Origin of the sequence: Serratia sp. AXJ-M (assembly GCF_046531865.1) — a bacterium.
In the GTDB taxonomy this organism is placed as follows: Bacteria; Pseudomonadota; Gammaproteobacteria; order Enterobacterales; family Enterobacteriaceae; genus Serratia; species Serratia liquefaciens.
The window spans coordinates 2843189-2856524 of the sequence record NZ_CP059394.1; the positions used below are offsets into that span (position 1 = coordinate 2843189).

Sequence of the window (13336 nt, forward strand, 5' to 3'; positions counted from 1 at the left end):
CGCCGTAGCGGGTTATTCGTTATCAATGCGGCGTTATTCTTCATCGCCGTAATACAGCACGCCCAGTTTGATCAAAGGCCGGCCCTGCGCCTTGCGGTGCAGGTTGGTGTCACGAAGTGAATAAACGCAACCGCAATACTCCTGTTGATAGAAGCGCTCGCGCTTGCTGATGTCGATCATCCGCGAAGCACCGCCTTTTTTACGCCAGTTGTAATCCCAGTACTCAAGATCCGGGTATTTTTCTGCCGCACGCACGCCGCAGTCGGTGATTTGCTGCATATTCTTCCAGCGGGAGATGCCCAGCGAACTGGAAATGGTATCGTAGCCATTTTCGTGCGCATACAGCGCGGTACGTTCGAAACGCATGTCGAAGCACATCGTGCAACGGATGCCGCGCTCGGGTTCATGCTCCATCCCTTTGGCGCGAGCAAACCAGTTATCGGTATCGTAATCGGCGTCAATAATGGGTACACCATGCTGCTCGGCAAAACGGATGTTCTCGTCTTTACGCAGCAGGTATTCCTTTTGCGGATGGATGTTCGGGTTATAGAAGAAAATGGCGTACTCGATGCCGGAGGCCTGAATGGCTTCCATCACCTCACCGGAACAGGGAGCACAGCAGGAGTGCAGCAGCAGTTTGCTTTTGCCCTCGGGCAAGTTGAGTTTCTCTCTAACCAGTTCCGTCATTTCTCTACCTCACAAACCTTGTCCGATGAATCGCGCGGCCGCACTATACGAATAAACACTAGCGGCTTCAAGGCATAAGCGCCAGCCATGGCTAAATTCCAGCGGGCGGGCATTCCCTTGTTTCGTCTTTTGCGCTACTTTAAATTTACCGTTCTATAGCAATGATTTTAAAGGTGAAACATGCTTTATCTGATCTACGCGCAAGACGTCCCCAACTCCTTGGAAAACCGCCTGTCGGTACGCCCCGCGCACCTGGCGCGCCTGCAGGCACTGCGTGATGCGGGCCGTTTGGTGGTTGCCGGCCCCAATCCCGCCATCGACAGTAACGACCCGGGCAGCGCCGGTTTCAGCGGCTCCACCGTTATTGCGGAGTTCGCCTCGCTGGCGGACGCACAAGCCTGGGCTGAACAAGATCCCTACGTCGCCGCTGGCGTTTATGGTGACGTAACGGTCAAACCGTTCAAACAGGTGTTTTAGCGCGAAGACAACCCACTGAACTCCCCCTCAGTGGGTTGTGACCACAAAGCATGGCCGGTTACGCCGACGATTGGCTTACGTATATATCTCCTTCTTGGTTTAGCCTTGACTGGCACAACGACCTTCACCTTTCACGCTATTGTGCATGATGCGATGCGCTCATAGACTCTGGTTGCTGTATATAAATACAGTAATTCCAATTTTCCCTATGAGGATCAAATGATGAACACCTGCCCTGATATTGCCACATTGAGAAGCACCGTACCTACCCTTGCCGGTGAGCTGATCGCAGTAACCGCCTATGATTCAAGCTGGAGCAGCAGTAACGGCCAACCTGCAGGCGGTGGCATCTTTGTCGCTAAAGCACAATCGACACCGGCAGACGACGGTGGCATGTTTATTCGCCCTAACTCGTCGTGGGTTTGGCTGCGTATATTGGAGGTGGCAGGTACAGTTTCACCTTATCTGTACGGTGCTAAAGGCGATGGTCTGGCTGACGATACGGATGCGATCCAAAAAGCGCATGACTATGCCAGTTCGTTGGCCAGTGCCAGTGGCTCCCGCGTGTTGAAAAACGGCAACCTAATTTTTGGCAATGGCCGTTTCAAGTGTACAAAGAAACTGATCTTTGACACCAAAACCGTCGATTATGATTTTTCCGGCGCATTGCTGGATTTCACGGATATGGCTCACGGCAGCCAAGATAAGCGTAATACCGCCATCGGATGGCAAAATGATGCCGGCTACGCTCAAGGCAATCTTAGTGTTAAAAATCTGCGTATGCTGGGTCCTGGGGCTGACACTTTTGTCGATGGGATGACATTTTCCACTTCGCTTTCGAAAAGTTACCCACGTAATTCTCTAACGTTCACCGGTGGTGGTCTTGAGGGATTCGCCCATGGCCTGACAGGCACCACTAATTTCTATTTCCTACGCATGTATGCTTTTACCTTCAATCATTGCGACATCTGTTACTTCTTCCCAAACAACACTACAGACTCCGGTGAAGAGATGAACTTTCACAGCTGTGTCTTCGCGCAAAGTAACTGCGGCGTGAATCTTCAGGGAGGGTATAGCTATTTCTTCAACTGTTCCTTTGATTATATCTACGGAAAAAATGGGCAGCAGACATCGACGGACAGCCTGGGGAAATATATTCATATTGAAGGCGGACAGCACATTTTCCGCGATTGCCACGTTGAAGGCTATGGCCCACAGAATTACATCGTCAACATTCCAGATAATAAAAGCTGCAAGGTTAACTTTATTGGCGGTCTGTTCACCTTTAAAGCAGGAGGTAGCCCATCTACCTATCCCACCACGAGTAATCCATTTTATTTTGGCAACCTAGCCCGTGTCGTGTTTGAGAAGGTCAATATTGGACAGATGCAGCAAGGTGGGGATGCGAACGTCAGCGGTTGGATTGATGGCGGCGGCTCGGCATCATTACATGATACTCAATTGCCTATTGCCTGGCCCTATTTGCTGACACAGGTTCGTACCGATAGCGGTATTCAGGACAACTGGCTCGACAGCACAACCTATACCAGTGGCACTGGCAATGAGAAATGGACCGAGGAGGTTTGGGTTCTTCCGCCAGGAGGGATTAACAGCGTGCGCAAATCTCGTTACGGCTGGGGAACCGCAAACAGCACCAATTTTAGCCTCATCCGGCAGCCCGACTTTGTCTCACTGGGGCGTAACGTCTCCGCAGGCAGCGGCGTGTTTCAAGCCGTGTTAGGGACAATAAAGCTAAAAGGCTACGGCAGCGTCATTCATCATCTTCGCGCCAATACTTTCGCTGGTGATGGACAAAGCTGCCAGGTAAAAATTGTATGGGCAAAACTGAACGAATTTGGTGCACAGCAAGATAAAGAGCCCCAAATACTGCTGCAGCAGACAGGTCACTCGTACACCTTTAATTTCAGTGGCGTTGAATCTGAACTGAAAACCGTGACTATACCTGGCCAAATGCAAGGTTACACCACTCAGCCGCCCAACTTTGAACGCGCCCCTGACTGGGCAACTCATGCTTTTCTACTGATTGATGTGTCAAAAATGAAAAGTAACTTCGACTTGCGCATCACCGATGTTTATATGCGCCAGGTATAAAGAATTTAACATTGACTACAGCCGCGGAGGATCGCGGCTTTTCGTTGCGGACAAAAAAAAGCCAGCACGGAGTGGCTGGCTAAAGGGTTCTTCGAGGGAATATCTTGTTCGATAAACATACTCCCTTCCCCGCTGAATTCGCTATCTATCGGTGCGATAGGCACCGCCTGTACCGCTTATTTTTACCACTGCATGGAAAACCTACAGCTGCGACCTACACTTAAGCCGTAGTCATGTTCGAACTTATCCATTCGTTCTCTACGTAAAAGGAATAGTGATGAAAGCAACTAAATATCTGTTGGCTGTACTGGCATTCGCCTCCTTCTCTTCCATGGCCGCCATTGAAATCACCAAGGAAGAAGCCGCAAAACACACCGAAATTGGTCCGGTGACCATCTCACAAGATGGCGATGATACCGTGGGCATCGATCACGCAAGATTGTCTAAAGCGGTCGATGAAAAAGGCGGGAAATACTATGTGATTATCGGTCGCGAAGGGAAAACCTCCTTCGAAACCATCAATGCCGTGGCCTACAAATAACGCCTGAATACTCAAATGGCGTATTAACGCGGCGGTGACTCGGGCCGCGTTAATCCTGAGCCACTAAAAATCTTCAGCGACTCTGCACATCTTGCAAAATCAATGTCTGCATATCCGCAAACATGGCATCCCACTCCGCCGGATCAATCTCCATCAAGCCAAAGTAGCGCAGCATAAATGCTCCTTCGGTGGCCAAAAACGCCAGCCGCGCACGCTTGCCTTCCTCAGTGGCTAAATCCAGTTCGGCAATCCGGCTGCGGTACCATTCACGCGTACTGTCCAGATGCTCCGGGGTTTGGATCAGGGTCGCCATCAGCCCGGCAGCCTTGGCGCTGGAGGCCTGATCGGAGCTTCGGGTCGCCTGCAGATGCGCTTGCACACTCGTCGTGGCCGAGGGATTTTCGCCGGCAATCTCGTCGAATACCCGTTCATAAGCTTTACCCCAGCGATCGAACATCGCATCGATCATCGCGTCTTTGCTGCCAAAGCAATATTGCACGCCACCTTTGGAAATCCCCATAGCTCTGGCAACAGAATCAATGGTCAGCCCGGCGGCACCCTGCGTGGCGACAATCTCTTCCGCCACGTCCAGAACCTTGTCACGATCGATGCTGCGTTGACGTCCCATTGAGAAACCCTCTTTTCAATACATACGTATGGATATATATTACGCCAGTATACCACCCGGCAATCCTGAGTGGTGACGATCTTATAGCTACGCCCCCGCGTAGCTTGTTTTTTTGGAATAATATTATGCACGTAAACAACCGCTGGTTGATCCTGGCAATGATTTCCAGCGCGCTATTTTTGATTATTATCGACATGACGGTACTTTACACCGCTTTGCCACGGCTGACCCTGGCGCTGGATGCCAGCGCTTCGCAAAAATTATGGATCGTAAATGCCTATCCACTGGTGGTAGCGGGTTTACTGCCTGGTGCAGGCATGTTGAGCGATCGTATTGGCCATAAACGATTGTTTATAGCTGGGTTGCCGGTGTTTGCCGTCGCCTCGCTTTGCGCGGCCTTTTCCCCGTCGGCCGAATGGCTGATCGCTGCCCGGGTATTCCTTGCGGTAGGTGCCGCGATGATGATGCCGGCTACCCTGTCCATTGTCCGCCATGTCTTTACTGATGAGCGTGAACGCGCCTTGGCCATAGGCATCTGGGCAGCGGTGGCCTCTGGCGGCGCGGCTATTGGGCCAGTAGTTGGCGGCGTGCTGCTGGAGTATTTCTGGTGGGGCTCGGTGTTTTTGATCAACGTCCCTGTGGTGTTGGCAGTACTGCCGTTTGCATGGCGTTTAATTCCACACTGCGGCGGCGAAAACAAAAGCCCTTACGATATCATCGGCTCGGTACAGATCATGGCCGGTCTGGTTGGTTGTATCTATGCGTTAAAGGAACTAAGCAAAGCGGCCCCCTCCTTTACCGCGTTGGCGATTGCCGCCGCGATCGGCGTTGTATCGCTCTGGCTGTTCGTTCGCCGCCAACGGCGGGCACGCTATCCGATGATCGACTTCTCGTTGTTCCAGAATCGGCTGTTTGCCGGTGGCGTCGGGGTAGCGTTAGTGTCGATGATTGCGTTAGTCGGCGTAGAGCTGGTATTGACTCAACGGCTGCAACTGGTGCTTGAACTTAGCCCTTTGCAGGCCGCGCTGTTTATTCTGCCGATCCCGCTGGCGTCAGCGCTGGCAGGCCCGTTAACCGGCTTACTGCTGCCGCGCTTCGGTGAGCGCAGCATGATACTCGGCGGATTTATTCTGACCGGCTTGGGTATCGCAGGCCTGGCTCTGCTTTACCAAAGCAGCCTGGTGTTGCAGCTGATTTGCCTGTTCATCGCCGGTTTTGGTCTTGGCGGCGTGATCACAGCAGCCTCAACCGCCATCATGCTTAACGCGCCGGAAGAGAAGTCAGGTATGGCAGCGTCGATCGAAGACGTTTCCTATGAATTGGGCGGGGTTCTGGGCATCACCTTGCTTGGCGGATTGATGACCGCCATCTATAGCCACAGCCTGGCTCTGCCTGACAGCCTGCCGGTAAGTGATATCGCCTACGACAGCATCGACGAGGCATTGAGGCTGGCCGCCAATCTGGCAGCCGATCAGGCCGAACAGCTTAAACAGCTGGCGCGCCTGGCATTCGACCGCGCATTTATCGTCGTGCTGATTGCAGCCGCTACGCTGATGGCACTGGGCGCCGGCGTGGCAAAAATGGCATTGCGCAAGTAATGGTCGAAAGCTGCTGTTGTTGTTAACGCATTCTGCTTAAACTGATTTGGCAATTTGCTTCGCGGATTTATCGATATTGGTTTTGACGATTGCATTGATGCTTTTGAACGTCTTTAACCCTGCGATAAATCCGGTTACTGTGTTTGTTATGGATATTGTGTAAATCATCGAATCAAATAATCAGGAGAAGATTATTATGGCAACGACGAAGAAAGCAGCAAAAAACCATATCGGCCTGGACAGCAAACAATCGGCGAAGCTCTCGGAAGCCTTGAATGCGCTGCTGGCGAATTATCAGGTGCTGTATATGAACGTACGCGGCTACCACTGGAACATTTCAGGCCCGCACTTCTTCGAGCTGCACGTCAAATTTGAAGAAACCTATAACGACCTGCTGACCAAAGTCGATGAATTGGCAGAGCGTATTTTGACCCTGGGTTCACAACCGCGTCATGCTTTTAGCGATTACCTGAAAACTTCCGACATCAAGGAAGACACCAACGTCACCGACGATAAAGGTACGCTAAGCGGGTTGCTGCACGGTTATTCGGTGCTGCTGCAACAACAGCGTGAACTGCTGACGCTGGCTGCCGATGCCGGTGATGAAGGGACTGCTTCTCTGATGAGCGACTACATCAAAGAGCAGGAAAAACAGGTGTGGATGCTTAACGCCTATCTGGGTAAATAACCCCCAGTCTCCGCTAACAAAACAGTCCCCTCAGGGACTGTTTTCGTTTTACCACTCGTATGACACCACAAACAGCAACGAACGTCGGTGCTGATCGTCCAGACGACGCCGCACCCGAATGATATGCCGATTGCTGCATGACTGGCGTTCCAACCAGCGATGCCTGCGGCGCTGGCTCTGCCGCAACATCCGCCAGCGGCCCACTTCGTTTCTACTGCGTCTCATCGTTTCGTCACTCATTCGTCAAAAGCCAACGGCGGGCATTATAGCCCTTTCATCGTGCGATCCAAGCCACAGTTTTTCGTATTTTACTCTGCCCCGACCACGCGGCAGTTAGCCCAAAATGTCCTTTTCGTTTACAGCAAGTGCCTTAAGACAATCATATTTTTGCAACATAAGCGCGGAGAAAAGGTTTCCCCTTTACCATTCTGTGCGTACACTCATCGTTGGTGGTTTGCGAACGGGATTTTTCGCCTTTATGACAACATTTTATACCGTAATCAGTTGGCTCATGGTGTTTGGTTACTGGCTGCTTATCGCCGGTGTGACCCTACGTATTCTGATGAAACGCCGTGCCGTACCGTCAGCGATGGCCTGGCTGCTGGTTATCTACATTCTGCCGCTGTTTGGTATTGTGGCTTATTTATCTTTTGGCGAATTGCACCTGGGCAAACGCCGGGCCGAACGCGCCAAGGCCATGTGGCCCTCTACCGCACTCTGGCTGAGCGAATTAAAAGAGAGCCAGCGGATCTTCGCTACGGAGTACAGCGAGGTTGCCAGACCTCTGTTTCAACTGTGCGATCGCCGTCAGGGCATTGATGGTGTCAAAGGCAACCAACTTCAGCTGCTTACCACGACGGATTCAACGCTGGAAGCGCTTATCCGCGATATTGAGCTGGCTCGCCATAATATAGAGATGGTGTTTTATATCTGGCAGCCCGGCGGATTGGTGGATCAGGTCGCCGAGTCGCTGATGGCGGCCGCGCGCCGGGGCGTACACTGCCGCCTGATGCTGGATTCTGCCGGTAGCCTGCAATTCTTCCGTAGTCCCTATCCCGGCATGATGCGTAATGCCGGTATCGAAGTCGTGGAAGCACTCAAGGTCAACCTGTTCCGTGTGTTCCTTCGTCGAATGGATTTGCGTCAACACCGTAAAGTGGTACTGATCGACAACTATATTGCCTATACCGGCAGCATGAACATGGTGGACCCACGCTATTTCAAACAGGATGCCGGCGTCGGCCAATGGATCGATTTGATGGCACGCATGGAGGGCCCGGTCGCCAGCACCATGGGGATTGTTTATGCCTGCGATTGGGAGATTGAAACCGGTAAACGCATCCTGCCGCCGCCGCCGGACGTCAATATCATGCCGTTCGAACAGGAAAGCGGCCACACGATCCAGGTTATCGCCTCCGGCCCCGGCTTCCCTGAAGAGATGATCCACCAGGCGCTGCTGACGGCCGTTTACTCTGCGCGCGAACAGCTGATCATGACCACGCCTTACTTTGTGCCAAGCGATGACCTGCTGCATGCTATCTGCACCGCTGCCCTGCGCGGGGTGGAGGTCAGCATTATTGTCCCACGCGACAACGACTCGACGATGGTACGCTGGGCCAGCCGCTCCTTCTTCTCCGAACTGCTGGAGGCAGGGGTTCGAATCTATCAGTTCGAAGGCGGTCTGCTGCATACCAAGAGCGTGTTGGTCGACGGTCAGCTCAGCCTGGTGGGTACGGTGAACCTGGACATGCGCAGCCTGTGGCTGAACTTCGAAATCACGCTGGTGATCGACGATGACGGTTTCGGCAGCGATCTGGCCTGTGTGCAGGATGATTATATTGCCCGATCGCAGTTGCTGAACGCACAGGAGTGGCAGAAACGGCCGTTCTGGCATCGGATTGTCGAGCGCCTGTTCTACTTTTTCAGCCCGCTGCTATAAATGCCGTAGCGGGCATGGTTTAATAACGCCAAATCATTTGTGATCGGGATTTAATTATGGATTTGAATAACCGCCTTACTGAAGACGAAACGCTGGAACAGGCTTACGACATCTTTCTGGAACTGGCCGGCGACAATCTGGATCCGGCGGATATTCTGCTGTTCAATCTGCAGTTTGAGGAGCGCGGTGGCGCAGAACTGTATGACCCTGCGGAAGACTGGTCGGAACATGTGGATTTTGACCTGAACCCGGATTTCTTTGCCGAGGTAGTGATTGGTCTGGCAGACAGCGATGGCGAGCCAATCAACGACGTTTTTGCCCGCGTGCTGCTGTGCCGCGAGAAAGACCACAAGCTTTGCCACATCCTGTGGAAAGAGTAACCTTCTGATACTCATATAACCCTGTCGGTCATCGTGACCGGCAGGGTTGCTTACCCTCCTCAGGCCACAATCACCTGAAGATTCGCCGGGAAAACCAGATTCTTCAGTTTCTTCTCCGGATCGCTGGTCACCAACCACGAGATATCTTTTAACTCTGCCACCAGCCCTGTCGCATGGTTATTCAACTTGTGCCCATCGGCAAGGACAATGGTTTTGTTGCTGTTTTTGATCATCTGACGGGCAATGGCGGCCTCGTTCAAATCCTGATCCATCACCCCTGCCTTTGGGCTCACCGCCCCGGCACCGATGACCGCGTAATCCGCATAGAAAGCGCTGATCCCCTGCAATGCCACCGGGCCAATGCACTCCATTTTCGACAGGCCAAACTGGCCACCAATCAGGATCAGGTTAATCGTTGAATTGTCATGGAACAGATTGGCGATCACCGGAGAATTGGTGATGACGGTAAGCTGATTAATACCGGCAATCTGCTTGGCAAACTCCAGCGTCGTAGTCCCGAAGTCGATAAACAGCGAGTCCCCGGGCTTGATCAATTCGGCCGCCTTAATGGCAATGGCCTTTTTATCGTCTTCAGCCAATTTGGCCCGCTGATTAAATTCCAGCTCAAACCCAAACTGAGCGATAACCGCCCCACCATGGATTTTCTTGATGTGTTTCAGCTCTTCAAGCTTATTCAGATCTCTGCGAATGGTTTCCTGAGAAACATTAAAGTCATCAGCCAATTCATTGACGAACACCTGCCCACTATTTTTCAACTTATCGAGAATGATGTTCCTTCGTTCTAATGCGTTTGAGTAATCCATCTTCTGATCCATTATGCTGTTTTTAACATTATAAAAAGTGTGGGTTTGCGGGGCATTTTATTGCTTGGTCGACAATTGTTTACCAACTCCTCACGTGAAGCAACTGCCCATTTCACTTTTCACAGGGCTAAAACCACAGCATAACCACACTGCCAGAAGCCAAAACCAAGATGTTGGTCACAATTAAATCGAAAATTGTGAGTTTGATGTTGATTTAATGTGTAGTGATGATACTAAATAATATAAACGGGCACAATGACAACATATAAACCACAAAATAGACCTGAGGGCTTTATGCTGAACCAACGCTATGCAGCCATTGACCAAGGAACAACAGGAACACGCGTCGTGGTGTTCGGCGAGGACGGAAAACATTTTTCCCCCGCCGCCATCGCGCACAAACAATTAACGCCCAATCCTGGTTGGGTTGAACATGATCCCATGGAGATCCTGCGCAATATTCGCACCTGTCTTAGCCAGTGTGGGGTGGTGGATGCCATTGGCCTGGCGCATCAGGGCGAAAGCGTCGTCGCCTGGGATGCCCAGAGCGGCCTGCCGCTCTATAACGCCATTATTTGGCAAGACCAGCGTACCGAATCCGTTATCCGTCAACTGCGCAATGATGGTTTTGAAGAAACCATCAGGGCGAAGACCGGCCTGCCGCTGGATACGTATTTTTCCGGGAGCAAGCTGGGATGGATCATGCGCAATGTGCCCGGTGCCCGTGAGCTTTCACGCCGCGGCCATTTGCGACTCGGTACGATGGATAGTTTTTTCATGTTCCACCTGTGCGGGACACACATCACCGATTACAACTCGGCTTCCCGAACCTCGTTATTCAATATTCATACCCTGCAATGGGACGAAGAACTGTGTCGGTTATTTGGCGTTCCAATCGAAGCATTGCCAAACATTCGCGACAATACCGGCCATTTTGGCGACGTGACCTATGCCGGCAATACCACGCCGCTGACGGCCTGCATCGTCGATCAGTTTGCCGGCACTTATGGTCATGGCTGCCTGCAGCCCGGTCAGATGAAAATCACTTTCGGCACCGGCGCGTTTTTGCAATCGATTACCGGACCCAAGGTTCCCGACGCGCAAGGCTCAGGGCTGCTCCCGACATTATGCTGGAAATTACCGGGCGAGCCTCCGCTCTACGGCCTGGATGGCGGCGTCTATAACGCGGCATCGGCCATTAACTGGGCCAAAAAGATCGGCTTGTACAGCGATATCGAGGAGTTCTCCGATTTCCCGGATGAACCGGCCATCGCTCGCGGCTTGGCTTTTATCCCTGCACTCTCCGGCTTGGGTTGCCCCTATTGGGATCGCTCGGCAGCCGGATTATGGGCTGGGCTGTCGCTGGAAACCGAGCGCAAAGACATGCTGCAGTCCATTCTTGAAGGGATCGCCATGCGCTCGGCCGAGGTGATCTACGCCATGGACAAAGTTCGGCCCATTGGCGACACCATTTCGGTGGACGGTGGCTTATCGGCCAACCTCTACTTTAAGCAGTTCCTTGCCAGCCTGATCCAAAAACGCATCGTTACCCCTGCCAACCGGGAAATTACCGCGCAGGGTGTCGCTTTGCTGGCTCGCAAGGGCTTAGGCAACACCCACCCGATGAACGTCAGAACACAACACGTCACCACTGAGCCTGCAGAACGCGATCTGTCTCCTTATTTTGCAAAATATAAGGACATTATTTCCCGTTCCCGCAACCTGCGCGGCGAATAAATAATAAGAAAACGGAGGCAATTATGTCTGAGATTGGCAACATCATTATCTATATCATTATGGCCGGGACCCTGCTCGGCGCCATAGCTTCGGTGATCAAACCCGAAAGCGGATTGGGCAAAGAATTCGTCAATGGTATTCATTCCATTGGCCCGGTATTTCTGGCCCAGGCCGGTATTATGGCGGCGATCCCGATTCTTTCTTACGCTATTACCTACACCGTCGGCCCTCTGTTCCAATCAATGGGATCGGATGCGTCCATTGCCGCCCTGTCGATTATCGCCGTTGATATGGGCGGCTATCAGTTGGCAGACGCGATCGCGGCTAATCGTGATCAATGGATCACAGCCATGTTGGTTGGCTACACCTCCGGTGCCAGTATCGTCTATTTAATTCCGGTCGGCCTGGTCATGCTACAGCAAACAGACCACAAATATCTGGCGCTGGGCGCCATGGCAGGCTTAATCAGCATTCCGTTTGGCGTACTGATTTCATTGATGATCATCACGCTTAATAATATTCCGGTACGGGATATCATTTCTACAGCGTCCCCCGCCAACCACTATTTAAGCATCGACTTCTTCAATGCCTTGCAACTGCTTTCCCCCCTGTTCGTTTTTTGCATCCTGCTGGCGTTAGGGCTGAAATACCGAACCCTATGGATGGTCAAATGCTTTCTGTTCTTTGGCAAGATTATGGATGCCTTTATCAAAATGGTGCTGGCCGCCTGTATTATTCAGCACTTCACCGGGGTCTTTAGCAAAGTCTTTGGCGGTTGGGTGTTCGATCCTCTTTTCGCCGACGAAAAAGAACTTTACCGGGCGATTGAGATTGCGGGCTATATCGGCATCATGCTGGCGGGCACCTTCCCGATTTGCTACCTGTTCCAGAAGTACTGCCAGCGCCCGATGAAGTTTATCGGCCGACAACTTCGGCTCACGGATGCCGGGGCCATTGGCATGGTCATGGTGCTGGCCAACATCATCGCCGTTTATCACCTGTTCAAAGATATGCGTGCCCGTGACAAAGTGCTGTGCGTGGCCTTTGGTATCTGCGCCCAGGCGACCTTAGGCGACCATTTGGCCTTTACCGCCAACTTCCAGCCCACCCTGGTCCTGCCGATTATGGTCGGTAAATTCCTTGCCGGTGCCATTGCCGTGACCATCGCAATCTTTATTTCCGTCCCGGAGGCGCAACGGATGGAGCAGCGCGACGCACGCGAAGAGGCGGCAGCGCAAAACGATCGGCCAACCGTTCCCCTGGCCGTTTAATTTCCCGCTTAATTCCCCAGCAGTGCCTGGTAACCAGGCACTGCTTTCTTTATGTAATCCTATGAGGTTCACCATGCGTAAGATATTCCTTGCCTGCCCCTACAGCCATGCCGATGAGAACGTGGTGCAGGAGCGATTTCTCGCCTGCAATAAAGTGGCAGCCAACATCATCGAGGCCGGTCATGCGGTTTTCAGCCAGGTCACCATGTCGCACCCAATTAATTTGCAGTTGCAAAACACCGATAAAGCAGAGATTGGCAAAATGTGGGCGCCGGTGGATGCGCTGTTTTTAGCCATGATGGAAGAGTTGATTATTTTGGATCTTCCCGGTTGGGATCAAAGCGCAGGCATTAAACGAGAGATTGAGTTCTATCAATCACGCAATCAACGCGTAAGTCTGTGGTCAGAGGTTGAACACGAATTCAAATAGCTTTCTGGACATCAGAATAAACTA

14 protein-coding genes are annotated in these 13336 nt (G+C 52.2%); 10 read left to right on the forward strand and 4 right to left on the reverse strand.

All coding sequences use genetic code 11. The features are described from left to right. Nucleotides 1-33 precede the first annotated feature (33 nt). A complete protein-coding gene (locus tag H0S68_RS13280) occupies nucleotides 34-687 on the reverse strand; it encodes an epoxyqueuosine reductase QueH (protein ID WP_020827168.1) in 654 nt (217 codons plus the stop codon). Nucleotides 688-867: 180 nt separating this feature from the next. Here H0S68_RS13280 and H0S68_RS13285 point away from each other — a divergent pair, with 180 nt between their 5' ends. The 3 genes from H0S68_RS13285 to H0S68_RS13295 all read left to right on the forward strand — a co-directional run bounded on the left by H0S68_RS13285 (nucleotide 868) and on the right by H0S68_RS13295 (nucleotide 3817). Further along, entirely contained in the window at nucleotides 868-1164 is a 297-nt protein-coding gene (locus H0S68_RS13285) for a YciI family protein (RefSeq protein ID WP_020827169.1), read from the forward strand. 219 nt (nucleotides 1165-1383) lie between these two features. After that, a complete protein-coding gene (locus H0S68_RS13290) occupies nucleotides 1384-3276 on the forward strand; it encodes a hypothetical protein (protein WP_236591408.1) in 1893 nt (630 codons plus the stop codon). Between the two features lie 277 nt (nucleotides 3277-3553). Next, nucleotides 3554-3817, forward strand: coding sequence for a DUF1471 domain-containing protein (locus tag H0S68_RS13295; protein WP_048758642.1), 264 nt, complete (start codon nucleotides 3554-3556; stop codon nucleotides 3815-3817). A 73-nt stretch (nucleotides 3818-3890) separates the two neighbouring features. Here the strand turns inward: H0S68_RS13295 and H0S68_RS13300 are convergent, their stop codons facing one another. Next, nucleotides 3891-4445, reverse strand: coding sequence for a TetR/AcrR family transcriptional regulator (locus H0S68_RS13300; RefSeq protein ID WP_130016744.1), 555 nt, complete (start codon nucleotides 4443-4445; stop codon nucleotides 3891-3893). A gap of 125 nt (nucleotides 4446-4570) precedes the next feature. On the opposite strand from H0S68_RS13300, the gene H0S68_RS13305 reads away from it, so the two are divergent. Both H0S68_RS13305 and H0S68_RS13310 read left to right on the forward strand, forming a co-directional pair. Next, nucleotides 4571-6043, forward strand: a complete 1473-nt coding sequence (locus H0S68_RS13305; RefSeq protein WP_122079512.1) for an MFS transporter — start codon at nucleotides 4571-4573, stop codon at nucleotides 6041-6043. Nucleotides 6044-6239: 196 nt separating this feature from the next. After that, the gene (locus tag H0S68_RS13310; RefSeq protein WP_020827174.1) at nucleotides 6240-6731 is read left to right on the forward strand and encodes a Dps family protein; all 492 of its coding nucleotides are present in this window, start codon (nucleotides 6240-6242) and stop codon (nucleotides 6729-6731) included. Between the two features lie 48 nt (nucleotides 6732-6779). Here the strand turns inward: H0S68_RS13310 and H0S68_RS13315 are convergent, their stop codons facing one another. Then, the gene (locus H0S68_RS13315) at nucleotides 6780-6956 is read right to left on the reverse strand and encodes a YciY family protein (protein WP_071827036.1); all 177 of its coding nucleotides are present in this window, start codon (nucleotides 6954-6956) and stop codon (nucleotides 6780-6782) included. Nucleotides 6957-7209: 253 nt separating this feature from the next. On the opposite strand from H0S68_RS13315, the gene cls reads away from it, so the two are divergent. Continuing rightward, nucleotides 7210-8670, forward strand: a complete 1461-nt coding sequence (gene cls, locus H0S68_RS13320) for a cardiolipin synthase (RefSeq protein WP_261439485.1) — start codon at nucleotides 7210-7212, stop codon at nucleotides 8668-8670. A gap of 56 nt (nucleotides 8671-8726) precedes the next feature. Then, nucleotides 8727-9050 carry an HI1450 family dsDNA-mimic protein gene (locus H0S68_RS13325; protein ID WP_004945300.1) on the forward strand — a complete coding sequence of 108 codons (324 nt, stop codon included), beginning with the start codon at nucleotides 8727-8729 and terminating at the stop codon, nucleotides 9048-9050. Between the two features lie 59 nt (nucleotides 9051-9109). Here the strand turns inward: H0S68_RS13325 and H0S68_RS13330 are convergent, their stop codons facing one another. Beyond that, on the reverse strand, nucleotides 9110-9874 hold the full coding sequence (locus H0S68_RS13330) for a DeoR/GlpR family DNA-binding transcription regulator (RefSeq protein ID WP_020827176.1): 765 nt from the start codon (nucleotides 9872-9874) through the stop codon (nucleotides 9110-9112). Nucleotides 9875-10168: 294 nt separating this feature from the next. Here H0S68_RS13330 and H0S68_RS13335 point away from each other — a divergent pair, with 294 nt between their 5' ends. The 3 genes from H0S68_RS13335 to H0S68_RS13345 all read left to right on the forward strand — a co-directional run bounded on the left by H0S68_RS13335 (nucleotide 10169) and on the right by H0S68_RS13345 (nucleotide 13312). Continuing rightward, nucleotides 10169-11611, forward strand: a complete 1443-nt coding sequence (locus H0S68_RS13335; protein ID WP_410528760.1) for an FGGY family carbohydrate kinase — start codon at nucleotides 10169-10171, stop codon at nucleotides 11609-11611. 23 nt (nucleotides 11612-11634) lie between these two features. Continuing rightward, nucleotides 11635-12882 (forward strand): ethanolamine utilization protein EutH, encoded by a 1248-nt coding sequence (gene eutH / locus H0S68_RS13340; protein WP_410528761.1) that lies wholly within the window; start codon nucleotides 11635-11637, stop codon nucleotides 12880-12882. A 73-nt stretch (nucleotides 12883-12955) separates the two neighbouring features. Next, the gene (locus H0S68_RS13345; protein ID WP_128864684.1) at nucleotides 12956-13312 is read left to right on the forward strand and encodes a DUF1937 family protein; all 357 of its coding nucleotides are present in this window, start codon (nucleotides 12956-12958) and stop codon (nucleotides 13310-13312) included. Nucleotides 13313-13336: the final 24 nt, after the last annotated feature.

Coding starts and splice junctions, on each gene's coding strand:
- H0S68_RS13335 (WP_410528760.1), top strand. CDS start 10,169: ATGCTGAACCAACGCTATGCAGCCATTGACCAAGGAACAACAGGAACA.
- H0S68_RS13305 (WP_122079512.1), top strand. CDS start 4,571: ATGCACGTAAACAACCGCTGGTTGATCCTGGCAATGATTTCCAGCGCG.
- H0S68_RS13315 (WP_071827036.1), bottom strand. CDS start 6,956: ATGAGACGCAGTAGAAACGAAGTGGGCCGCTGGCGGATGTTGCGGCAG.
- H0S68_RS13280 (WP_020827168.1), bottom strand. CDS start 687: ATGACGGAACTGGTTAGAGAGAAACTCAACTTGCCCGAGGGCAAAAGC.
- H0S68_RS13285 (WP_020827169.1), top strand. CDS start 868: ATGCTTTATCTGATCTACGCGCAAGACGTCCCCAACTCCTTGGAAAAC.
- H0S68_RS13330 (WP_020827176.1), bottom strand. CDS start 9,874: ATGGATTACTCAAACGCATTAGAACGAAGGAACATCATTCTCGATAAG.
- H0S68_RS13325 (WP_004945300.1), top strand. CDS start 8,727: ATGGATTTGAATAACCGCCTTACTGAAGACGAAACGCTGGAACAGGCT.
- H0S68_RS13310 (WP_020827174.1), top strand. CDS start 6,240: ATGGCAACGACGAAGAAAGCAGCAAAAAACCATATCGGCCTGGACAGC.
- H0S68_RS13295 (WP_048758642.1), top strand. CDS start 3,554: ATGAAAGCAACTAAATATCTGTTGGCTGTACTGGCATTCGCCTCCTTC.
- H0S68_RS13345 (WP_128864684.1), top strand. CDS start 12,956: ATGCGTAAGATATTCCTTGCCTGCCCCTACAGCCATGCCGATGAGAAC.
- eutH (WP_410528761.1), top strand. CDS start 11,635: ATGTCTGAGATTGGCAACATCATTATCTATATCATTATGGCCGGGACC.
- cls (WP_261439485.1), top strand. CDS start 7,210: ATGACAACATTTTATACCGTAATCAGTTGGCTCATGGTGTTTGGTTAC.
- H0S68_RS13300 (WP_130016744.1), bottom strand. CDS start 4,445: ATGGGACGTCAACGCAGCATCGATCGTGACAAGGTTCTGGACGTGGCG.
- H0S68_RS13290 (WP_236591408.1), top strand. CDS start 1,384: ATGATGAACACCTGCCCTGATATTGCCACATTGAGAAGCACCGTACCT.